At 41.9% G+C, this 23,883-nt stretch carries 17 protein-coding genes; 7 read left to right on the top strand and 10 right to left on the bottom strand.

The genetic code is table 11. The features are described from left to right. Positions 1–56 precede the first annotated feature (56 nt). Positions 57–4,241, bottom strand: coding sequence for a PAS domain S-box protein (locus tag ACM0OR_RS10410; RefSeq protein WP_414576167.1), 4,185 nt, complete (start codon positions 4,239–4,241; stop codon positions 57–59). Positions 4,242–5,613: 1,372 nt separating this feature from the next. Between ACM0OR_RS10410 and ACM0OR_RS10415 the strand changes: the two genes are divergently transcribed. Further along, the gene (locus tag ACM0OR_RS10415; protein ID WP_414576168.1) at positions 5,614–6,444 is read left to right on the top strand and encodes a squalene/phytoene synthase family protein; all 831 of its coding nucleotides are present in this window, start codon (positions 5,614–5,616) and stop codon (positions 6,442–6,444) included. Positions 6,445–6,585: 141 nt separating this feature from the next. Here the strand turns inward: ACM0OR_RS10415 and ACM0OR_RS10420 are convergent, their stop codons facing one another. After that, complete coding sequence (locus tag ACM0OR_RS10420; RefSeq protein WP_414576169.1) at positions 6,586–8,580, bottom strand: S8 family serine peptidase; 1,995 nt, start codon at positions 8,578–8,580, stop codon at positions 6,586–6,588. Positions 8,581–8,954: 374 nt separating this feature from the next. Here ACM0OR_RS10420 and ACM0OR_RS10425 point away from each other — a divergent pair, with 374 nt between their 5' ends. Continuing rightward, positions 8,955–9,491: a hypothetical protein gene (locus ACM0OR_RS10425; RefSeq protein WP_414576170.1), complete on the top strand. Its 537-nt coding sequence runs from the start codon at positions 8,955–8,957 to the stop codon at positions 9,489–9,491. A gap of 130 nt (positions 9,492–9,621) precedes the next feature. Here ACM0OR_RS10425 and thrC read toward each other — a convergent pair whose 3' ends face one another. Beyond that, on the bottom strand, positions 9,622–10,713 hold the full coding sequence (gene thrC / locus ACM0OR_RS10430; protein ID WP_414576171.1) for a threonine synthase: 1,092 nt from the start codon (positions 10,711–10,713) through the stop codon (positions 9,622–9,624). A gap of 473 nt (positions 10,714–11,186) precedes the next feature. Here thrC and ACM0OR_RS10435 point away from each other — a divergent pair, with 473 nt between their 5' ends. Then, the gene (locus ACM0OR_RS10435) at positions 11,187–11,357 is read left to right on the top strand and encodes a hypothetical protein (RefSeq protein ID WP_414576172.1); all 171 of its coding nucleotides are present in this window, start codon (positions 11,187–11,189) and stop codon (positions 11,355–11,357) included. On the opposite strand, the gene ACM0OR_RS10440 is transcribed toward ACM0OR_RS10435, so the two are convergent. Both ACM0OR_RS10440 and ACM0OR_RS10445 read right to left on the bottom strand, forming a co-directional pair. Next, positions 11,333–12,730, bottom strand: a complete 1,398-nt coding sequence (locus tag ACM0OR_RS10440) for an amidohydrolase (RefSeq protein ID WP_414576173.1) — start codon at positions 12,728–12,730, stop codon at positions 11,333–11,335. The two genes, ACM0OR_RS10435 and ACM0OR_RS10440, sit on opposite strands and share 25 nt — an antisense overlap. Before the next feature lie 69 nt (positions 12,731–12,799). Next, complete coding sequence (locus tag ACM0OR_RS10445) at positions 12,800–14,086, bottom strand: PPC domain-containing protein (RefSeq protein ID WP_414576174.1); 1,287 nt, start codon at positions 14,084–14,086, stop codon at positions 12,800–12,802. A 525-nt stretch (positions 14,087–14,611) separates the two neighbouring features. Between ACM0OR_RS10445 and ACM0OR_RS10450 the strand changes: the two genes are divergently transcribed. The 4 genes from ACM0OR_RS10450 (at position 14,612) to ACM0OR_RS10465 (ending at position 19,105) form a co-directional block, all read left to right on the top strand. After that, entirely contained in the window at positions 14,612–16,645 is a 2,034-nt protein-coding gene (locus tag ACM0OR_RS10450) for a protein kinase domain-containing protein (protein ID WP_414576175.1), read from the top strand. 206 nt (positions 16,646–16,851) lie between these two features. Then, a complete protein-coding gene (locus ACM0OR_RS10455; RefSeq protein WP_414576176.1) occupies positions 16,852–17,643 on the top strand; it encodes a cysteine hydrolase family protein in 792 nt (263 codons plus the stop codon). Between the two features lie 3 nt (positions 17,644–17,646). After that, positions 17,647–18,102, top strand: coding sequence for a cupin domain-containing protein (locus ACM0OR_RS10460; protein WP_323265634.1), 456 nt, complete (start codon positions 17,647–17,649; stop codon positions 18,100–18,102). Positions 18,103–18,661: 559 nt separating this feature from the next. Further along, positions 18,662–19,105, top strand: a complete 444-nt coding sequence (locus ACM0OR_RS10465) for a hypothetical protein (RefSeq protein WP_323265635.1) — start codon at positions 18,662–18,664, stop codon at positions 19,103–19,105. Positions 19,106–19,162: 57 nt separating this feature from the next. On the opposite strand, the gene ACM0OR_RS10470 is transcribed toward ACM0OR_RS10465, so the two are convergent. From ACM0OR_RS10470 to sir, 5 genes are all read right to left on the bottom strand, one after another. Then, entirely contained in the window at positions 19,163–20,269 is a 1,107-nt protein-coding gene (locus ACM0OR_RS10470; RefSeq protein WP_414576177.1) for a tetratricopeptide repeat protein, read from the bottom strand. Positions 20,270–20,453: 184 nt separating this feature from the next. Beyond that, on the bottom strand, positions 20,454–21,161 hold the full coding sequence (locus ACM0OR_RS10475; RefSeq protein WP_414576178.1) for a 16S rRNA (uracil(1498)-N(3))-methyltransferase: 708 nt from the start codon (positions 21,159–21,161) through the stop codon (positions 20,454–20,456). Between the two features lie 44 nt (positions 21,162–21,205). Then, the gene (locus ACM0OR_RS10480; RefSeq protein ID WP_323265638.1) at positions 21,206–21,406 is read right to left on the bottom strand and encodes a DUF6887 family protein; all 201 of its coding nucleotides are present in this window, start codon (positions 21,404–21,406) and stop codon (positions 21,206–21,208) included. Then, a complete protein-coding gene (locus ACM0OR_RS10485; protein WP_414576179.1) occupies positions 21,403–21,594 on the bottom strand; it encodes a DUF6888 family protein in 192 nt (63 codons plus the stop codon). The genes ACM0OR_RS10480 and ACM0OR_RS10485 overlap by 4 nt, the downstream gene beginning before the upstream one ends. Before the next feature lie 233 nt (positions 21,595–21,827). Continuing rightward, positions 21,828–23,753: a sulfite reductase, ferredoxin dependent gene (gene sir, locus ACM0OR_RS10490; RefSeq protein ID WP_414576180.1), complete on the bottom strand. Its 1,926-nt coding sequence runs from the start codon at positions 23,751–23,753 to the stop codon at positions 21,828–21,830. Between the last annotated feature and the right edge of the window lie 130 nt (positions 23,754–23,883).

The raw sequence follows: 23,883 nt of genomic DNA on the forward strand, positions 1-23,883 counted from the left end.
TCATTAATCAAAGGACTTACGGCATAATAGTTAAAAATTCCCCCCTGCCCCCTACCTTATCTATTCCTGCCAATCAAGCTAGCGACAACCGTGGCTAACTCAATCGGCTCAATTGGTTTGGGTAAATGTAGCTGATACCCTTCTTGGATGGCGCGGGTGCGATCTTCGGCTCTGGCGTAGGCGGTGAGTGCGGCGGCGGGGATTTTGCCTCCTTGTTCTGGAGGAAGCGATCGCAGTTTACGAATTAAGGCATATCCGTCTTCATTAGGCATACCGATATCACTCACTAAAACATCTGGTTGCCATTGCTTAATCATCTCTAATGCTGCTGGTACAGAATCAACTGCTTGGACTTCTGCTTGACATTTTTCTAAGACTGTGGTTGCAAAATCACGAGAATCAACTTCATCGTCTACTACTAGCACACGCACGCCTGACAGCGAGGGACACATGGGCAATGGAGAAACATTGGTTGCTAATTGGGTGAGTGGTTCAATTACAGCCGCCTGACTCGCGGCTAGGAGTGGTAGCTTGACTGTAAAGGTCGCGCCTTGTTCTTCCCCAGGGCTGTATACGTGGACTGTACCACCATGTAACTCTACTAAATGTCTGACAATAGCTAAACCTAAACCTAATCCGCCGTGGGATCTGGTACTGGAACTGTCAGCTTGGCGAAAGCGATCAAATACGTAGGGTAGGAAGTTAGAGTTAATCCCAATACCTGTATCTATTACTTGGATCTGGACAGTGCGATTTGTTTCTTGTTCACTACCCGCAACTTTTGAAAGCCTTATTTCTACTTTGCCGGATGTGGGTGTAAATTTGATGGCATTTGATAACAAATTCCAGATAATCTGCTGTAATCGCTCAGAATCACCAGAAATGAAGAATTGTGTGTTTTCTGGGGACTGGGGAAATAAGGAAAATTGTAAGTCAATTTCTTTGGCTTGCGCGGCTATTTTGATATTTTCAATAGCTGATTCGATGATAGAAACCAAATTACAAGTACAAACATTGAGGCGCAACTTGCCACGAATCATCCGCGAGATATCTAGCAAGTCTTCAATTAACTGGGTTTGCGCTTTGGCGTTGCGCTCGATGGTTTCTAAGCCTTTAGCTGTTTGAGTTTCATTGAGTTGGCGAGTCCGCAGCAGCTGAGACCAACCGAGGATAGCATTGAGGGGCGATCGCAATTCATGGGAAAGTATAGCTAAAAACTCATCTTTCATGCGATTGGCGGCTGTTAGCTGTTCAGTTTGCTGCTGTAACGAAGTGATTAATTCGGTGCGTTCCATCGCGATCGCTATTTGATCACAAACTGCTTTCATCATGCCCTTTTGATTGTCGGTGAAAGCATTACGAGTGCGGCTACCAAAACCTAGAGTTCCTAAAATTTTCCCTTGGGCTATCAATGGTAAACAATAATAGGCTGTGATGCCAACGGAGCGCAGTAATTCAGTTTTGGGGTCAATTGATTCCTGTAGACTCTCGACATAAATTGATTGGCATTGTTGAGCAACAACCCCAGATACTGCTTGCCCTACGGACAACCTCTTAATTTCTTGGGCGAGTTCCTCGGAAATCCCTTTATAGGAAGCTAAACGCATTCCCTGGGAATTTTCCTCAATTAAATAGTTAAAGTAAGTATCCAGCCCTATTTGTTCTGCCAGTTTGTGAAAGCAACTATCAATTAATGCCAATGGCTCTTGGCTAGATAGTAATTCATTAGCGGTATTAAATAATAATTGCAGCCTTTTATAACCGAGTGACAGGGCTTTTTCAGCTTGCTTGAGCTTAGTAACATCTTGAAATACTAATACACAAGTAGCTGGATAGCTGTGCATGGCTGGTAGAGTATCGGCAAACACGATTATAGATAGGACACCGTTGGGTGTATGCCAATCTAGTTCATGCCCCTCTAACCGTTCTCCACGAGCAACCCGTACCCCTGGCATTTGCTCATTGGGAATTTGATTCCCATCAGCATCTGTGCAGTAGTAAGCTGTGTGATAGTCTGCGGCAGGTATACCTTTGGGAAATTCACCTCCAGCTAGTTCGTCAGCAGCGCGATTGGCAAATATTACTCGTGCTGTTCCTGGCTGAATAAATAATAGTGGTCGAGGCATCAGGTTTAAGACATATTCCAACCACTGTTGCTGATTTCTCAGTAATTCTTCAGCTTGCTTGCGTCCTGTAATATCCAAAAACGCGCCGATAGCCCCTCTGCTATTACCTTCTTCGTCAAATAATGGGGCAACATACTCTAATAAGTTGACGATGTTACCATTGTCATGAATTATATCAACTTCAAAGTCTAAAACTTCTACCCCATGAGCCACAGCATATTGCATGGGCAGTTCTTCTGGTAAAAGTTCTCTACCTTCGCGGTAGACTTTAAACTGTGTTGGTTTTTCTTCCATGGGAGCAGTTAAAGAAGCATTAACATCTGGCGGTATTCCTAGTTGTTTAGCAAAGGCAGGGTTAACTTTGATATTTTGACATTGGGGATCTTCTGCTATGCCAATGCCAATCGGGATAACTTCTAGTAATGTTTGTAACTCAGTAACTCGACGCTGTAAATCCTTGTTGAGTTGGAGGATTTTTTCTTGTGATTGCTTCTGTTCGGTGATGTTGCGAGTTACTGTAGCTATGGCAATGGGCTGTCCAGTATTGTGATCTGTAATGGTAAAAATATGATGATCGACGGGGATAGCTTGCCCAGTTTGAAAGTGCCGAAAATAGAATTCGCCGTGCCAATCACCTTTGCTGATTACTGTTGGCAGAATTTGTTCTCGAAAATAAGCTAGGTCTTGAGGCATGAAATAATCTGATATTACCTTGTGCTTAACTTCTTCTAAACTCCTTAGCCCGACTAATTTTTGACCGGCATTGTTGAGGTAAAATGACTCACCTTCTAGGGTGGCTAAACCAATAAATTCGTTACTATTTTCGATCAGAGATACTAATTTTTGTTGTTCGGCTTGTGCTTGTTTGCTCTCTCTCAAGTCGAAGATAAAGGCGACTGCTTCTTCCTTGGTTTCTCCTGTGAGTACGTAACCTACTAACACGGGAATGCGACTACCATCCTTATGAATGTATTCTTTTTCGTAGGGTGTACAAGCACCTTTAGGGTTGGCTTTGGCTTCGGCGATGCGTTGTTCATCTAAGTGACGATACTCTGGTGGTGTGATGTCTCGCCAACTCAAGTTTCCTGCCAGTAAATCCTCTTGGGAAGCACCAATCATTTCGAGGAAGGCGTTGTTGGCTTGTTCGATACCACCATAAACGTCACTAAACATAATGCCTATGAGGTTAGCATCTACAAAACTTCTCAGTTTTTCTTCATAGACTCTCACGGTTTTTTCGGCGCGATCGCGTTGTTGGCTGAGGAGTTCAATAATTACCGCACTTTGCCAAATCACAATGGCAAAAATTACAATTAAAATCACGGCAAATACTGATACACCAAAGGCTGGCCCATATTTTCCTGCCCTTTGTCCTTCGACGATTAACCACCCCAGAATTACAGGAAATGCGATCGCAGCTACCAATAAACGTCGTGTAATTGAGCCACCATAGCTATCGCTGATCACTATTTTCATCAATCCCTGTTCTGCTCGTCCCCATAAAATCCCTACACACAGGACTATAAATAATAATGCAGTATAAAATCCCATACATGGGATAGAGGGAGTCGGGCTGTAAACAAATTTCACTTTGTATACATAACCTATCACCATGTGTAGAGAAATTACAGCTACCATCAGAGTGAATATTTGAGCATACCAATAGCTGCGGTTATTTCGCGGATGAACTAACAACTGTTGGCCTATACTTAATAAGATGAAATTTAGGGCTGTATTCCACCCCATACCTCCCTGGTAATGGGTTATCTTTTGTAACACATCATCTAGTCCCAGATTCCAGCTTAATAAGTATTTGCTCAGGGTGAGAGATGCAATAACGCCGACAGCAGTAGCACAGATGCTAGATAAGTAACTGCGCTTCTGTTGCTTTTTCCTTACCAACAGCCACAGGGAAATGCCTGATAGGACAAAGCATAATGCTGTATTTGGTTGTATTGTGACTGTAATACTTAAGAAATTACCTTGAAGAAATTTAAGTTTTAAGTACCAGACAATAAGTATTAAACTACCAACTACAATAGCGATCGCACTTGCACCTTTGGCAATGATGGAATTAGATGTATCGTGTAGTCGCAAGCGGTTGACTCCTAACATTGAGATTTATGTAACCGCATCTATCTATTGTGAGATGTTTTGTGTTTTAATGTGTTTTGACATCCTTATACATATTACTTTCATCCGTCCAATCCACATCTATCTATGTAGGTATTTTTAAACCGCAGAAGGCAAAGCCCAGACAATTCTAGAAAATAATCTTTTCCTTTGCGAACAGGATTTTAACAGTTATCAGTCAAGAGACATAATTAGGTTTAAGCCCACTTTACTGGCGTAAAACGAATAAAATGTTGGGTTAGACGTAGCTTGGGTTAAAGCTTTGCAAAGGTGCATCTTTTCCTGCCGAGGCACAAGCGTACTCCTAGAGTAACCCAAAATGGATCAGGGTGTTGTTTTTTTGTGCCAAAGAACACTCTTATCAATACAGGAAAGCTATCCGCAACAGTAGCTTCCCAACCTAAAATTTCTTGGGACATTTTAGTCTTGTCACGCCATTAAATATATTTTACAAATCAACAGGACTTACGCAAAAACTCTCTCAAACCCTTATCTCTCTGTGTTCTCTGCGTCTCTGTGGTTCATTATTCCGTAATTTGTGCGTAAGTCCTAATCAAATAAGATTCCTATAAATAGTTAACATCGCATCAGAAAGTGTTGATAGAAAAAATATTTGATAACAAGTAATTATTTGGTATTGAAAATTAAATAATCAAATAGATATCCCATTATTATTATATTCAAATTTTGAGTTTGCAATTTTAAAAGCTTATTAATTCAAATTTCTGAATTTTTAAAGAGGGAGATTAAGATTAAGTTAAGTATGATATGGGAATCAGAGAGGATTTTGGCTGCATCCCATTTTTTATTTTGCGTTCAGATAATAAAAAATTAACTTTTCTGCGCAGGCTCAAGCCTACTCGTAGAGTAAGCAAACACGGATCAGGATGTTTGGTTTCTTTATATCAGAATATCAGACTAACCTCAATTTTTTGGCAACAATTTAGCTGTGTTAGTCGTCTACTAGTATGATTGAAGACACCAAAAAAACATATTAATGTTATATTTAATACTTATGCTTACCATAAAATCAAGGTAAATTGGCCATGATTACTCAAATTCGGCAAACCCGTCTATGATCAGGTCTTAACAACTTACTGATTTAGATTTACACCAAAAATTTATCATAGTTAAATCAAAATCAAGGCTAAAAATATCTACAACTAAAGTTGTGTCTACTCAATTTTAAATAATATAAATAAAAATTTTGTCAATTTTGATACCGAAAAATATTACTATCTAAAAGCAACATCATTGCATCTATATTTTTTTAGGTTCAGTAAAAACAATATCAAGTATTATCAAAAACATTGCCAATTGCATGTGGTGTAAAAATCAACAGGGGAGTGACAATATGGATTTACGTAGTGATGCTTTGCAAATCCTCAAAGAAACTAGTCGAACTTTCTATATTCCGATTAGTATTTTACCGCCAGGGTTGCAAGAGGCAGTCGCATCCGCGTACCTGTGTATGCGTGCTATAGATGAAATCGAGGATCATCCCAACCTAGATAATTCCAGCAAGGCAAAACTATTGCGAACAATCAGTCTGACTCTACAAGCAGGAGTTGACGGTTTCCCCGTCGATGCTTTTTCAGATGGATTTAGCGGCTACGAAGATATTGTAGAAGAAGTCACTCTCAGAATTAGAGAATGGTCGTTACTTGCACCAGAGAGCATTGCACCGCGAATTTGGGATGCGACGGCGGCGATGTCAGACAGGATGGCTTACTGGGCAGAAATTAACTGGAAAATTCATACAGAGGCTGATTTAGACCGTTATACTTTTGGGGTAGCGGGTGCAGTGGGGTTGTTGCTCTCAGACTTGTGGACTTGGTACGATGGTACGCAAACCAACCGGACTCAAGCTATTGGCTTTGGTCGAGGCTTACAAGCAGTTAATATCTTACGAAATCATGTAGAAGATTTAGAGCGTGGGGTCAGCTTTTTGCCTGAAGGTTGGAATACAGCCAATATACAAGAGTATGCTCTGCGTAATTTAGCTTTAGCCGATGCTTATACCGATAGTTTGCCAGATGGCCCGGCTTTAAACTTTTGCCAAATCCCCTTAGCTTTGGCACATGGAACTATTGAAGCTTTAGCTAATGGTAAGGAGAAACTCAGTCGTAGTGATGTGATGTTATTACTTGAGCAACTCAACAGTGTCAACTTAAAAGCTGGTTGATAATTGATAACTGTTAAACTCTGACACTTTCTGAAACGTAAAACCCCCGAATAAATCAGGGGGTTTTGCAAAGCCTCAACTCAACCTACGAATATTCTTAACTGAACAGTATTGAAGAAGGCTGGATTCTCTCAGAGACAACTATCCTGAAAAGCCAATTTCAATAGTCAAACTACGAATTTTGCCTGTATCTGCTTCAGCTTTATCTGTTACTTCCAAAGTCCAATTTCCTTGGGGAATTTTGCCTTTGAGGGTAGCTAATTCAGGAGTATTGACTTCATCATAGGTTTTTTTGATGTTGTCTGTAGCTCCGCCTTGACGACTATGGAGAACTATCGGTAATATACCTAATTCTTTTGGGGGATTGAGATTTACCATCAAATCGCCACTGTAGGTATGTTCTATGTCTACCTCAACTTTGATAGATTTGATCATGTTGGTGTTAGCGATCGCTAAACTCAATGTAGATGTCTGCAAATCGTTAATGGGGACATCCTGCACGGCTTTGAAAACACCAACGCGTTCCGTTTGTGGTGGTAACGCCAGTTCTACGGCTTTGAGGGCATTGACGCGACCGTAACCATAGAGGGGGCTACGTCCATTAGCATCATAATTGCCGCCAGCTTCATCAATGCGATCGCAGGAACGTTTAATGATGTCTTTGACCTCATCCCAACGTAGATCAGGATTACGGGCAATAATCAAAGCTGCCACACCAGCCACCCCAGGACACGCGCTAGAAGTGCCACCGAAACTATTAGTATAGTTGCCTGCTGCGTCGCCAAGTGTAATATTACCGGAATTGTACCCAGCTAAACCAGTGCGATCGCTTGTCCAAATGCCAGGGGTTTGAGAACTGTAGCCGTTATTACTGGGGAAAGTACACCAGACCGCATTCCCAAAATCACTGTAGGCACTTCTTGTCCCAAAGTCGTTACAAGCGGCGACAGCAATCACTTTAGGATAACTGGCGTAACCATCATTATCAACACTCTCATTCCCATTACCGGCTGCAAATAAAATCACACACCCCTTACCATTGCGCCCTTTAGTAAAGGCGTATTCCATCGCCAAGCGTGTAGAGTCAGGTAAAGGGAATTTTTGCTTATGGCCTGGGTCATCGTCTTTCCACCAAATCCCGTCTGGTGGACCCCAGCTACAAGAAATTATATCTGCACCGTTTTGCGCCGCCCAAACAAAAGCATTAGCTTCATCTTGTGAACCCAACCCAGAGGCAAACCGAATCGGCATGAGTTTGGCTTTTGGTGCTACACCCGATGCCCCAAAGTTACCATTACCACAGGCTACCCCGGCACAGGATGTGCCATGATGGTCTGAGTTCCCTGGTCTGGGGTTGTCACTTTTCCGTGTTACATCCCTTGGGGCGACAATCTTATCAGAAGAACGGAACTCTTCATGTTCCATATCCACACCATCATCAATAATGGCAATAATTGTGCCTGCACCTTCGCTTAACTTCCAAGCTGCTTCGACGTTTACATGAGCATTGATAGTCTTACCATCAATTGTGGTTTCCTTAAGATGCCATTGCTGGGGGAAAACTTGACGTTGACGCAATTCCCTCACTAACTCAGGATGGCAAAGTTCCACTGACTCTTCATGGAGTAGTCTTTCAGCCAGGTCAAAGACAGCTAAACCAGTATTTGCAGGCGCACCGACAAAATAGGCATTGCGGGCATAGTCAAGTTGACGTTTGATAGTTAAACCGTAACGCCCCAAAACTTCCTCACAGGTGCTAACTTCCGCTTCGTCATCGAACTTCACGAATAAGTTTTCGGTGTAGACCACTGGCTGCATCGATTGAGGATCAACCAATACCCGCCCAGCAAATTGGATTTCTGCTTCTTGATTTAAAATTTCCTTAGCTTGGTTACATAAAGCACTATCTTCATGTGGTGCTTTCACGTGCAGAATTTCTACACCTGCTTGAAGGAATCGCGTTGTTAACTCGAATTGATTGAGGATATTACGGGCTTCTGGTGATACAGATGCCACTTCAAAAGGGCGATCGCCTATAAGAACATTGCGGGTTTGGGTACGAACTACAATGTGATCATCACTAATCACGAGTTCATACTGTTCACCGTTCTGGCCACCATAGCGAACCTGAACCATAATTTAATCTCCTGGTATCAAGTTAAATCTCAGCCTCTGACTGGCGTGTGCATATCTGGAATGAGTCACCCACAAGCCGCAGCTAAGAAAGAATTTAGTATTAGCCACTAAATACAAGCTTGCCCTCGATTTTTCCAGAATATCGGCAATACAAGTTACAAAATGTAAGTAAACAGCAACCTGGTTTAACTTTCTGCTGTCTAGAGAAAAAATAAGGGTAATAGGTTTGTAGTAAGGACTTTAGTCCTGATAGTTTTGAGGACTAAAGTCCTGAATACGAAAAAATCATCTAACTAATTCATCTTTCCTCTGCTTGATTAAAAGTTTACAAGACTAATTTGCTGATAGTCGAAAATCATTAGAATTTAAACAACATGATCGAGTTGTTCTTCCAGGCTTGTTCTCTACCCCCAATTGCTGAAGTGAGATTTCAACCAGACTACTTTAATGAATATCCCCAACAAATTCATGTTGGTAAAGATGCGCCTGTGTTATTCAGCCGTCAGCCTGGATACTACGCCGTACATTACAAAGAACCAAGTACCGTAATATCTTCAGCAGTTTTAGTATTAAATGAGGGAAAAATAGTAGTTTTTGCTGGTGAACCCAAGCCAGAAATTAGAGAGACACTCAGCCCTGTCTATACACTGGAAGGGGGTTCACTCGCCGTTCCTACGGGTTTAGTATTTATTCGCTTTGCTGAAGATGTTGAGGTAGAGTCACAGCAAGCAGCAATTAATCAAGCAGGTTATGAAGTTGTCGAAAGTCTGGCTTATGCTCCCCATGCGGCTTGGTTACGTGCTAAATCGGATAAGATGAGCGATGGTTTGCAAGGCATTGCTCAATTAGAAGCAATACCGAATGTGGAGAATGTCGAGCCACAAATGCTCATGGAAATGAGACGACGTTAATAAACCTGACTTTTCGCGTTATGTGGAAAAGCTAACGCGAAACCTAACCCCCTAACCTCTTACGAATTACGTAAAGCCTGCGGCATAGCTGCGCTTAGAGCGTAGCGGGGCGCAGCCCATCACAAATTGTTTAAAATCCCATCGCCTGAGCAACATCGCTTAATTCTGCCTCAATGCCTTGTTTAAATTGGGAGTGGCTGTGTTTGATGGCTGTATCAGGGTCTTTCAATCCGTTACCGGTGAGGACACATACGACTGTTGCGCCTGTGGGTACTTGGTCTTTCACTTGTAACAAACCAGCGACAGAAGCAGCACTAGCAGGTTCGCAGAAAATGCCTTCTGATGAGGCTAAAAGTCGGTAAGCATCGAGAATTTCTTCGTCGGTGACGGCTTTAAATTGACCTTGACTGGATGATTGAGCGGCGATCGCTTTATCCCAACTGGCGGGATTACCAATACGAATGGCTGTGGCTATGGTTTCAGGATGGGTGATCGGATGACCGTTAACTAAAGGTGCTGCACCTGCGGCTTGGAATCCCATCATCCGGGGGAGGCGATCGCATTTGCCGACTTGATGATATTGACAAAAACCCATCCAGTATGCTGTGATGTTGCCTGCGTTCCCAACGGGGATACACAACCAATCTGGAGCATTACCCAAAGCATCGACAACTTCAAATGCTCCGGTTTTTTGCCCTTCTAAGCGGTAGGGATTAACTGAATTTACTAAGGTAATGGGATAGTGTTCCGCCATTTCCCGGACAATTTCTAAGGCGCGGTCAAAGTTACCTTTAATCGCCAAAACTTCTGCACCGTAGAGTAAAGCTTGCGCCAACTTACCTAAGGCGACGTAACCATCAGGAATTAACACAAAAGCCTTCATTCCCCCACGGCGAGCATAGGCGGCGGCGGCGGCGGAAGTATTGCCGGTACTGGCACAAATTACCGCCTTAGCTCCGGCTTCCTTGGCTTTAGTAATTGCCATCGTCATCCCCCGGTCTTTGAAGCTACCGGTAGGGTTTAGACCATCATATTTGACAAATACCCGCACTTGTCTACCGATGCGTTCTGCGATCGCTGGCACAGGAATCAAGGGAGTATTACCTTCTAACAAAGTGACAATCGGCGTAGTTTCGCTAACAGGTAAATACTCACGATAGGCTTCTATGAGTCCGGGCCAGGGTTGGCGATGAGATTGAGCAATAGACAAGCTTAAAGTCACGGGCTTAAAAACTTACTTCAAAATTATATTATGGAGCAATTCGGTAATTGCTCAGGCAAATAAGGTTAATATAGCACTTCTCGTTTGTATGAAATACACTCTAACCTCTCTCCAAACCTCTCTCCTACAAGGAGAAGCCACTGCGTTGGGCGGGTTTCCCGACTTGTTCGCGAAGCGTCTCGAAGAGAAGCAAGTGGCGTAGAGGCTTTGAGGCTTACTCCCCTTCCCTTGTAGGGAAGGGGTTGGGGGTTAGGTCTGTATTAGACTTAACTGCAAACCGCTATATTTTTGCGTCCTTCTCTTATTTCTGAGATTTTTTACTTCAGATATTATCTCTTTTTGTACAGCTATTTTACAGTTAATTTTGATTTTATTTAACTGGGGACAAGTCAAGTCAAAAGTCAAAATTAAATAACTGGGGACTGGGGAAAAGAAAGCAGGGGGAGCAGGGGGAGCAGGGGGAGAAAAATACAATGTCCACTCACAACTCACAACTCACAACTCACAACTCACAACTCACAACTCAGCACTCACAACTCAGCACTCAGCACTCAGCACTCAGCACTCAGCACTCAGCACTCAGCACTCAGCACTCACAACTCAGATGTCAACAGGTCTTTCACAAACCCATTACTGTACGATAATGAGGCTCAATTTCTGCTACGGTTGGCGACTGGGGTTTAGTAGTCCACTGACTGCGGTTAAATAATTCTTGCCGCAGTTCATCAACGTTAATCGTCGTTACTTTACCATTGGCAATAATTTGCTTACCATTCACCCATGCACTATCTACTACATTGGTGGGACGACCTAAAACTAATAGACCAATGGGGTCTGTACGGGGTAGCAATGATAAATTAGTGAGGTCATAAAGCATTAAATCGGCTTGTTTACCAACGGTGAGTGACCCCAGTTGATCTGCCATATTTAACCCCTTTGCACCGCCTAATGATGCCATTTCTACGGCTTTTCGGGGTGTAATCCAGTAGCGATAATCTAAATCTGTAATGTTGTGCAGAATAGAACCGATTTTGATGGCTTCTAATAAGTCTTGGGAGTCATTGCTAGAAGCACCATCACAACCAAAGGTTACATTTACCCCAGCTTGCTGATATTTTAAAATTGGGGCGATGCCGCTACCTAAACGTAGATTACTCAGGGGATTGTGTACAACGGTAGATTGAGTTTCTGCCAGGATGGCGATATCAGCATCATTCAACCAGACACAATGAGCTAAGGAAGTGCGATCGCTCAAGTAACCAATTCGTTTAAGATGTTCAACAGCAGTACAACCGTATTTTTCTTGGGCGAGTTTCTCTTGGGCTTTGGTTTCGAGTAAATGAGAGTGACGACAAATATTATAGCGATCGCTTAATTCAATACACCCTTCAAATAAAACATCGCTACACAATTGTATCCCTGTTGGGGCAACTAAAATACTCACACCCTCATCGGGACGATGAAACTGTTGGATTGCGGCTTCGATGATTTCGAGAGTTGCGGCTGTGGAACGAAAAAACGGTTCATGGGTTTGGGTTGATTCCCCCGTCGGTATCCCAGCCATGAGAGATTCATCTTGAATGAGAGGGGCGATGAAAGCCCGTATCCCCACTTCTTGATAAGCACGAACCGCACTAGTGATAGTTTCTATCTCTTGTCCAGGAATTAATACCAGATGATCTACTACACTCGTACCACCAGACATCAAAGTTTCTACAGCCGTACCCAAAGCACTCAGATAAACTTGTTCTATGTCTAGGGGTGCAAAATCATATAGGTGTGCTAACCATAATTCTAGAGGTAAAGGTGGAATCACACCCCGTTGCCACTTTTCAGAAGAATGGGTGTGAGCATTGATAAAACCAGGGAGTAACAATTTATGCTCACCGTCAATCGCCGTACCGATTACATCTAAATTGGGTGCGATCGCCGCGATTTTACCGTCTATAATCTGCACATCTTTAGTTTTGTAACTGCGATCGGCGGCAATCAATACGTTTTGAATAGTAAAATTCACGGTATGCTCCCAGATCATATTTCCACCTTGGCTTCAGAAATTACGATTTAGATCAATTTCCCAAGGAAATTAGAAAATAGTTAATCGATATCTACCACGTCTAGTGGCAGTTTTGGAAAATACCACCACATAGTAAGTCCCATCATCAGGTAATTTAGCGCGATCAATTAATGCGCTGTATAGACCTTCTCTGTCACTATCTGAAGATATTACCTTCCCTTTCGCATCCAACAAAACTATAAAGGGAGAAAAATCTTCAAAGACACTATCTGCACGAATACTGATGAGTTGGCCTTTTTTACCTTCTAACTTGGTGACATTATATGAGTTGCCATTTTGGAGAGTTGGGCTAGTATCGGTTAGTTGATTAAACTCATCTTCAATGTAGCTAGCTCTATCATTTCTCAATGCTAATGTATAACGACCTATATCTCCAGGGTTTTGGCTAGTAACAGCGATGGTATAATTACCTTTCGCTGGCAGTTTTGCAAATATCGAAGCATCCCTAATATTTTTACTTTTATCTGAACTGCCCCTTCGCAAGATCACATTATTATCGGGATCTAATAAAAACATATAGGGTTGTAAACTCAAGTTGTTGGTGCGACGTTTATCTACACTCCCTGTAAGTCTGAGTTGAATTACTTGATTTTCTTGCCCCTCAAATCGGTAAAAATGGAAATACCTGCCATCAGATTTAAAATCCCCTGGTGATAATATTCCAAATGGAATATCTACAAAATCAATGTTTCTATATGTAGGTTCTTTGGATGAGTTATTAGTAGATATTACTGGGTTGCGATTACTTGAATTACCTCTGTTATTTCTACTAGAACTCCCAGTATTACTGCTGTTATTAGCAGGACGATTGTTCGCACTACTGCTATTATTAGCAGGACGATTGTTCGCACTACTGCTGTTATTAGCAGGACGATTGTTCGCACTGCTGCTGTTATTGGCAGGGCGATTATTCGCACTACTGCTATTATTAGCAGGACGATTGTTCGTACTACTGCTGTTATTGGCAGTGTTACTACTGGAGGTATTACTGCTATTGGAATTAATAGTATTGGATACGCTGTTACTGGGTTGATTGCTAGGGCTTATAGGAGGTTTAATAGGTGCTTCATTTTTTGGCGATTTAGGAGCATCAGGAACTTTAATTTCATTGATTCCTTGCTTCAAAGTTGGGTCATCTATTGGTAGTGATGCAATTGTAAATTCTTGTCTTTTATCTTGAATATTTTCCGCACTGATCGGCAGAATATAACTCGATATGATGAGACTAGAACTCATGCCATAAATGAACAGAGACTTTAATTGATGTGCAGTTTTTTTATCGCCTTGCTTTTTCATTGCTCACTCCTAAAATATAGAACAGAATTTACGTCTTTCTACTTCCAAAACAATTGGGATAAATTTTTACGTACCTTCCCCTATCTAACTTGTCTTATATACCTGAATAGAGGACACATCGATTTAAATTCATAAAATAGATTTTTTGTCAAGCTCTATAAGGTATAGATGTAACAACTTTCAGTTTTCACAATAAACTTTTAAATTCTTTCATCACTAAAAATTATACTAATTTATTTGATACACTATCATAATTATTAACGTATTAGCTTAAACAAAAAATTATCAAGTATATGAAAATATTAAATGATTTGTGAAAAATCTTCAGTAACCATCAGGAACTGGGTACACCAGAACCGATGAAATTTCTCCCCCAACCTCCCCTAATTCTCCAGCTTTTTCAAGTCAGCTAATCACGAGAAAACCCCACAACCAAAAATAAAAAAGGTTTCTTGCTCTGTCCCCCCTGTCCCCTGTTATTTGTCCCCTTCCCATAAAAGTCCTATATAAAAAATATATCCCCCTATGATCTGCTGTATAAATCCGGATTGCCCCAATCCTCTAAATACTGAAGGTACAAAATACTGCCAAGCTTGCGGTACAGAGTTAACAAGTTTACTTAGAAATCGTTATCGGATAGTAAATCTACTATCTGATGAAGGTGGGTTTGGCAGAACTTATTTGGCAGAAGATGTAGATAAGCTAAATGAGCAATGTGTGGTTAAACAACTTGCTCCGCGAGTACAGGGTACTTGGGCGTTGAAAAAAGCTGTTGAGTTATTTAAAGAAGAGGCGATACGACTGCAACAGTTAGGAGAAAATTCCCAAATTCCCCAGCTTTTTGCCTATTTTGAACAAGATAATAATTTATATTTAGTACAAGAATTTATCGATGGTCAGAACTTATCTCAAGAATTAAATCAGCGTTTGACTTATCAAGAAAATGAAATAAAGGAATTATTACTTGATTTATTACCAGTCTTAAAATTTATTCATCAACAAGGAGTTATTCATCGGGATATTAAGCCACAAAATATTATTCGCCGTAAAAAAGATGGCAGATTAGTATTAATTGATTTTGGCGCATCAAAACAACTGAGTGTCACAGTGCAGGCTCAAAAGGGTACAACTATTGGTTCACAAGGCTATACCCCCATAGAGCAGATGCAGGGGGGTGAGGCTTATCCAACTAGCGATTTGTATAGTTTAGGCGCAACATCCTTTCATTTGCTGAGTGGAATTTCTCCTTCTCAATTGTGGATACAGAATGGTTATGGTTGGGTTGCATCCTGGCGAGAATATGTGCAACACCCTGTGAGTAAGAAATTTGCTCAACTGCTTGATCATCTCTTAGCAGTAGATTTTCATGAACGTTATCAGTCAGCAGATGCCGTCATTGCAGATTTAACTCCTCAGCGATCGCCACTATCGGTTTCAGTTCCCCCAACCCTAATTTCGCAAACACAATCAACTATTTTACAATTAATAGATAGACAAACCAAAAAATATTGGCTTGTTGCTTCAGTTCTGCTATTAGCAATAGGAGCGGGAATAGCGTCTTGGCAATTTCGTTTAGGTAAGAACGATCTTTCTACCAATCCCACAATCAATACCAATTCCCGCGCTGACAATTATCTTACCAAGACTCTCAAAGACCATACTGAGGAAGTTAATACCATTGCTATTAGTGCTGATGCTACAACACTGGCCAGTGGTAGCAGTGATAATACTATTAAACTGTGGGATTTGGATAGAAGCGAGGTAATACATACCCTTAAAGGACATTCTGATTTCGTTTGGTCTGTTGTTTTCAGTCCAGATGGCGCAATCTTGGCTAGTGGTGGTCGAGATAAAACTATTAGATTATGGAATATACAACAAGGAAAACAAATTGCTACTTTAGAGGAAGCTTCTTTGCCAGTGACTAGCTTGGCCATCAGCCGCGATGGTAAGATCCTCGCCAGTGGACAAGGTAGCACAATTAAACTCTGGGATTTGCAAACTAAAAAAGTGATTAGAACCTTGGCAGGTCACACTAATATAGTCAACTCTATTGCTATTAGTCCAGATAGTAAAACTCTTGTCAGTGGCAGTTGGGATAAGACTATCAAGGTATGGAATTTGAGTACAGGCAAAGTAAGCAAAACCCTAACAGGTCATACCAAAGAGATAGTTTCTGTAGCGATTAGTCCCAATGGAGAGATTGTTGCTAGCACTGGGGTTGATAAGACCATCAGATTGTGGAATTTGGAGACAGAAAAAGCGATCGCTATTCTGGAGGGACATACGGGAGCTATAGTTTCCCTAGACTTTACTCCTAATGGTAAAACTCTGGCTAGCGGCAGTTACGACGGTACGATAAAACTTTGGAATCTGGGAACAAATCAAGTAAATGCCACTTTAAAGCAAGATCCCAGCAAAGTGACAGCGATTAGATTCAATCCCAATGGAAAAACTCTCTTTAGTGGTCGCGCTAACTATGGTATTGAGATTTGGCGGATATTTGAGAAACCTCAAAATGAAATTGGGCAAGGATTAAATGTATACAGTGCTGAGTAACGAGTGCTGAGTGCTGAGTAATGAATAATGAGTAATGAGTAATGAGTAAAAAGTAAAATTAATTGTACTAACAACTCAGCACTCCCTACTCCCTACTCCCCACTCCCCACAACTCATCAGCACTCAGCACGGGCTAAACGCCCCGCTACCGCTAACAGCACCGGCTAAACGCCGCGCTACCGCTAACACAACTCAGCACTCAAATTATGAATCAGTCTTTGCGGACATTGGGAATTTTACCAAATGCTTGGATGGTGAATCAGGCGATCGCAGATATCACTCGTCCCGAAAAAACCCCACAACCTATTATCTTATCAACAGAAACTAAAACCCTGCGCCTAGACTTGGCAAAAGCTGCCATCCTCGTTATTGATATGCAAAACGATTTCTGTCACCCTGATGGCTGGTTGGCTCATATCGGCGTGGATGTGACCCCTGCACGTCAACCCATCGAACCTTTAAATAGTTTACTCCCAGAACTACGTGCCGTTGATGTGCCTGTAATTTGGATAAATTGGGGAAATCGTCCCGACTTACTCAATATCAGTGCTAGTTCACTTCATGTCTACAACCCCACAGGCGATGGTGTGGGCTTGGGTGATCCATTACCGAAAAATGGTGCTAAGGTATTAATGGCAGGGAGTTGGGCGGCGGCGGTAGTAGACGAACTCCCCCAATTACCAGCAGATATTCGTGTGGATAAATACCGCATGAGTGGTTTTTGGGATACGCCTTTAGATAGCATCCTGCGGAATTTAGGAGTAACAACTTTATTTTTTGCTGGTGTCAATGCAGATCAATGTGTACTTACAACACTTTGTGATGCGAATTTTTTAGGCTACGACTGCATTTTAATTAAAGACTGCACAGCTACGACTTCTCCCGATTATTGTTGGCTAGCAACGTTATATAACGTCAAACAATGTTTTGGGTTTTTGACTGAATCACAAGCGATTTTAACAGCCATAAATCATCCTGATCTAACAGGAGGAGAATAATCAATGCAATCTACTCGTTGTGTAATTCCTGTAATTAAGTCTCCCAAAGATTATCAAGTCTACCGCATCAGCCCCCATGACACCAATCGGTTAGCAATTATCTTTGATTCCACAAATGCTAATACTTCTCTGACTTGCTGTGTAGAAATTTTTGATCCTGGTGGACAAACACCACCTAATCGTCATCAATGGGCGTTAGAAATGTTTTTCGTCTTGAAAGGAGAAGGTATCGCTATGTGTGATGGTAAAAAAGTTGCCATTAAAGCTGGAGATAGTTTATTAGTACCTCCTACCGGAACTCATTTGATTAAAAATACGGGTAATACTCGTTTGTATACACTAACTATCATGGTTCCTAACGAAGATTTTGCAGAACTAATTCGGAGTGGGACACCACTAGAGCTAGATGCAGAAGATATGACAGTCTTAGGAAGGTTAGATACTTTAATATCTTGTTAAAAGATTAGCATTATTTACTATGCAAAAAATGTTACATACCTCTTAAGCTTACTTTTTGAGTCAACCTCTACTGGTTCTAGGATCAATCCGCACTCTATGATGTATGCACTGAGCAACTTGCAGGTTGACATTACTCTCCGGGGTCAAAGAGCAATTGCAGGCACAGTCGATCTTAACATTGCCTAACCCAGCCAGTAAAAATTCTTATCACAAAGTACAAGGAGAGTGCAATGCTAGCAACAAGACCCTTGATCAAATAACTATTACTGATGACAATAGATAACTATTAGAGAACCCTATGTTAATTTTTGTTAAGCAAGCTTTCAGAATCTTGCTTTAGATTAGGGTAAAATTTAATAATTAGTCTTCAGTGTTTACATATTGCACAGTGCGGCTAAACAAAACTTGAGACTCTTGTAAATGTAGCTTTACATCTGATTGAAATCAAATCAATCAAGTTCGATCATAAATAGCTGACCATCACAAAACGTAGCATTGTGACGTAATTATTAATATTGCGGTCAAATTTTACAAGTATAGAATTCAGGAGAAATATCCCATGTTCGGTTTTATCAAAAAACTAATCGCTGGCATCCTAAGTTTCGTTACCGGGCTATTACCTGGCAAGAAAAATGGTGGCTACTACTTACAACTAGAAGAAACTGGTACAGGTTCAGCACCAGTTGCTGAGACTAAGACTAAACCAGCAGTAGAAAAATCCAACGGTACAAAAGCCGCAGCAGAAGCACCGCAACCAGAGCCATCACCTACGCCTGTCAAAGCAGCTAAGAAAGAAGCTTCTCAGAATGGTAAAGCTGCTCCAACTGAACCAGCACCAGTCCCAGTACCAGCTGCTAGCACTAAACCCGCTACACCAACTGAAACCACATTTGCACCCAAGTACCTAATCCCTACCTTTAGTAGCTCAAATGGTCGTCGTCGTCCAGGCGCGAATATGAATACTTATCTAGACATGGCGCGTCAAGTAAAAACTCCTGGCTAAGTATTGAAGGTGACAGGTGACAGGTTAGAGGACGGGGAAAAGAGCTAATTACCAATACTAATGGTCTTTTGCCATGTCTTTGTTAAATATCAGTCCACTATATAAATGAAATGCTGGGTCCCAATAGGTCTTCTCCCTGCGAAACAGGTGAATGTGAGACTGAATGTTACCCAGCATTTCTGTTTGCTCTAGGACTGTCTGTGCAAATGGTGTAAAGTCTGACCAACGTTTGACTTGTGGTAGATACTGCGTCAGCAAGTCTAGTAAATTATTCCAGTTGATTCTCATGGTATTTTGACTAGCTGAGGGGGTAATTTCTAAAGCTTGTTGAAAATCATAACTGCGATGGCGTTGCGCCCGCCGTAGGCGATCGCACAGTCGCAAAATACAGCGTCTCTCTGGTAAGTGTAAATCACAAAATTGAGCATAGTCTTGGGTTTGAATTTTGCGCTCTAGTTGGCGATGTGCGTTTATATCTACAACTTCCTCAAAAATAGGTAATAGTCCGAGAACTTGCGCTGTGACTTCTGACCAATCAAAGGTGAGTGAACCAACTTGGTTTGCTTGGTTTGAGCAAATAACGGTAGCTTTTGACTGCATTTCTGGGAAATACTGCACTTGGAAAACTTGTATTTGTTCAATCGCTTTGATGGTTGTCCAAAAGCAAGGGATACCAGCTTGCTGTAGCTGCATTCCGTAAAACTTGAGTTCACCAATTCTCCCGGTGCGGTAATACTTCCAGGTGCGGCTAGGAAGTATTAACTTTGCAGTGTAGGGATCTAGCTGCATAATTTGGGCAAATTTGGCTGCTAGTTGGGTTTTTTGTTCGTTGCTGAGAGGTTCTAATATTAATACTCCCAGTTCAGTATTGCTGGATTCGGCTGTGGCTTGAGCGATCGCGCGTTGTTTTTCTTCTTTTTGAATTTCTTGCAGTCTTTGCAAAGCTTGCCGTGCTTGGGTGACAATCCTATTATTGGTTGTGATTAACAACAATCGCCGATAAACTTTTTCCGCATCCCGGTGTTTTCCTGAAACTTCGTGTAGTCTGGCGAGATAAAATACCACCCAAGGATTATCCGGGGATTCGATTAGCAGTGGTTTGAGTAATTTGGCTGCTGTTTGATAGTCTTTATGCTCAAAGGCGATCGCTACTTGCTCAATCATGGCAAAATTAAGAAATTCAGATGTAGTCTGTTTGGGTTTTAAGGATGGGTTATATCTTGCACCAGCTTTTCAGTCCGCCAAAAAATCAAGTTCTTGGCTAATAGCAAAAGTCAGATAAATCTGACTAGTACAGTGCGATATTCTTCTTTACTGTCCCCTGTCCCCTGTTCCCTATCACCTACATTTATACTTCACAAGCTGCGGAAATTAGGGATAATGCTACTATGGGTGCTGTGACTGCCCGTAAGATACGACGACCTAGAGATACTGGTTGAAATCCTGCGGCGATCGCTTCCTCAATTTCTCTATCTGTCCATCCTCCTTCTGGCCCGGTAGCTATGACAACATCTCCCGCAATCTTGGTAATTACGCTTTGAAGATGGCTATACTCACCACGCGCTTCACAAATATAGCGGTGACTAGCTGTGCTATTAGTTACAGCATCTTTAAATGTTACAGGTTCTAAAATTGTTGGGACAAAAGCACGCTCTGATTGTTCTGCGGCTTCGGCTGCAATGCGTCGCCAACGTTCCAGCTTTTGCGGACTAGGATTTAATAAAGTGCGATCGCTCAACACCGGAGCAATACAGGCTACGCCTAATTCAGTACAACTCCGCACCACTTCATCAAAGCCGCTACCTTTGGGTAAAGCCATGATTAAAGTAATGGCTACAGGTAACTCAGTCTCAACAATTAGCGGTTTTAAAACCTTTGCGTGTTCTCCAGTTATCTGAGCCAACCACCATTTACCCAGTCCATCCATAGCAATAAATTGCTCACCTTCACCTAAACGCAACACCCGCTTTAAGTAATGTTGTTGCTGTGGTGTGAGTAAAATTTGATGTTCTTGGAGTTGGGAGGGTGCGATCGCAATTCGTTGTAGTTGAGCCATGAGATTTTAAACCGCCGATGCACACAAAAACACCGTGAAAAAGACTAGCTATTGCCTTGTAAACGTCTTCTATCTTCGATTAGTTCTTGTAGTTTGCCAACTTCCTCAACTGTATAAAATGTTTGATTAGGTTCAGATGCAATTTTATCCATCAAGGCATGAAAAGCTTCTTTATCGTTGCGATGTTTTAAAAGATAAGCTTTTAACTCGGACTTACTCATTGCTGCAAAGTCGGGTTTGGTCATTCTTCGTATCTCCATTTTCCATCGCGTGTAATCAAGATACCTGTTTCTTCTCCAGCTAGAATGTAAATGTTGCCAGTGCGTTCATCGATTCGGACTATAAAAATCGGCAAAAATAAACTCGTAACATTCTGGCTAAGAATAAAACACGTTATTGTCTGCTCTGTAGTCGGATAAACTGGGTTTTTCACTATAAATATATTTTCACATTAATCAAATTTTCTTAAAATTTTCTCTCTTATTTATCAATTTTAGTCTTGTAGGGTGCGTCAGACTATCAAATCCTGTCAATAAACAGATTTTTGATATCTAGACGCACCCTACTAATATGCCAGTTGCGTAAGTCCTGTTAATTACAGATATGGTGGGGTGGGGGAATCTTACATTTCCCTTTTTCCTGTCTTTTCTGTTCAGAACCAACAAGCTATGAAAGAGTTTGGAAGTAAGTTTCCAACGCCTCTTTGACTAACTCAGTCATTGATCTACCTTGGCTAGTAGCTGTGGCTTTAACTTTGCTGTAAAGATCATCATGCAAGCTGACGCGATACCGTGACTTGCGAGACTTAGCGGTGACTGATTCTGCTTCTGGCTCATACTGGGCGGTAAATTCACGAATAGCATCAAAGCCGACGCGATCGCAAAAATCCCCAAAGCTTTCTCCAGGTGTCCGCGATTTTTTGAAGTAGACAAAAATTGGCTCTAGGAAGCTTTCTATGTCATTGTGGTGCAAGCGTTCTACATAAGGCTGTGCTAGGCGTATCTGATTGGGTGAACCACCTAACCAAACTTGATAACTTTCCGGCGCACTACCAACAAAGCCTAATTCCGCCATGTAGGGACGGGCGCAACCATTGGGGCAGCCAGTCATCCGCACCACAAAATGTTCATTTTGTAAACCAAGTTTATCTAATAAAGCGCGAATCCGTTCGAGAATGCTGGGTATAGTCCGTTCTGACTCGGTAATAGCCAAACCACAAGTAGGTAAAGCGGGACAAGCCATCGCATAACGGACTAGAGGGTCGATGGTGTTGGGGTCGGAAACTATGCCGCAACGGTCGAGAATTGCTTGAATTGCGGGTTTGTTTTCTGGGGCAATTTCGTAGAAAATCAGGTTTTGGTTACCTGTGAGGCGGATGGGTAAGTTAAATTGCTCGACAATTTCCCGCAGGGCGGTTTTCAGTTGAAACGAGCCTTCGTCTTTTACCCGACCGTTATCAATAGAAATACCTAAAAATAGTTTGCCATCGCCTTGTTCTTGCCAACCCAGGAAATCATGATATTTAAACTCTGGTAATTCTTGGAAAGGTGCGAGGGGTTTGCCAAAATATTCTTCAACCTTGGCGCGGAATTTATCGACACCCCAATCATTAATTAAGTATTTTAACCTAGCGTGTCTGCGGTCAGTGCGATCGCCATAATCTCTCTGTGTGGCAACAATCGCTTTTACCGCATCATACACGTCTGCCTTAGCAACATAGCCGATGGGGTCTGCAATTCTGGCGAAGGTTTCTTCTTTGTTGTGGGTTCTACCTAAGCCACCACCAGCAAAGATATTAAATCCTTCCAGGTTGTCTTGGTGGTCAGTAATGACTACTAGAGTTAAATCTTGGGAATATAAATCAATCGAATTATCTCCCGGTACTGTCACACTCACCTTGAACTTACGCGGCATATAGTATGTGCCGTAGATAGGTTCTTCGGTGTCATGAATTATTGTGCCATTGCCATTGCTCTGTCTGGCTGCTTTAACTTCTGGACTCTCTTCAGCACTGATGGCTTTTTCCCCATCTAGCCAGATTTCGTAATAAGCACCAGTTTGGGGTGAGAGTAAGTCCGCAATATTTTGGGCATATTCCCAAGCATACTGATATTCAGGGCGATTTTTGAAAGGAGCAGGGGGGGACATGACGTTGCGGTTGATGTCGCCACAAGCACCCAAAGTTGAACCGAGATTTTTAACTATTGTAGCGATCGCTGCTTTCAGATTTTTCTTTAAAATACCATGCAGTTGAAAACCTTGACGAGTCGTTGCCCGCAAAGTGTGATTGCCATATTCATCAGCTAGCTTGTCTAAAGCCAGGTAGAGTTGCGGCGGTACTAACCCACCAGGGTTTTTTGTCCGCAGCATAAACTGGTAATCTTTCTCCTGTCCCTTAACGCGGTTATCGCGGTTATCCTGTTGATAAGAACCGTGAAACTTGAGAATTTGTACTGCGTCTTCGCTGAAATGAGTAGTATCCTCAAGTATCTGCGTTGCTACAGGTTCACGTAAAAAATTACTGTTTTCTTTCAGCCCTTCTACTTTGGAAGGCTTGCGGCTAGCGAGAGGGGAAGGAGCAGATTTAACCATCAGAGTTCTATAGTATTCTCAATAAGGCATCGGTAATTGCCGAATTAGCCTGTTAGCAGCATTGCTGCGTCTGGCTATTCCCGGTAATCCGGTCGGAAATGTGCAGAATATCTCTATCTTAACACGACAA

Origin of the sequence: Anabaena sp. CCY 9402-a (genome assembly GCF_963920945.1) — a bacterium.
GTDB classification, from domain to species: Bacteria; Cyanobacteriota; Cyanobacteriia; order Cyanobacteriales; family Nostocaceae; genus Trichormus; species Trichormus minutissimus.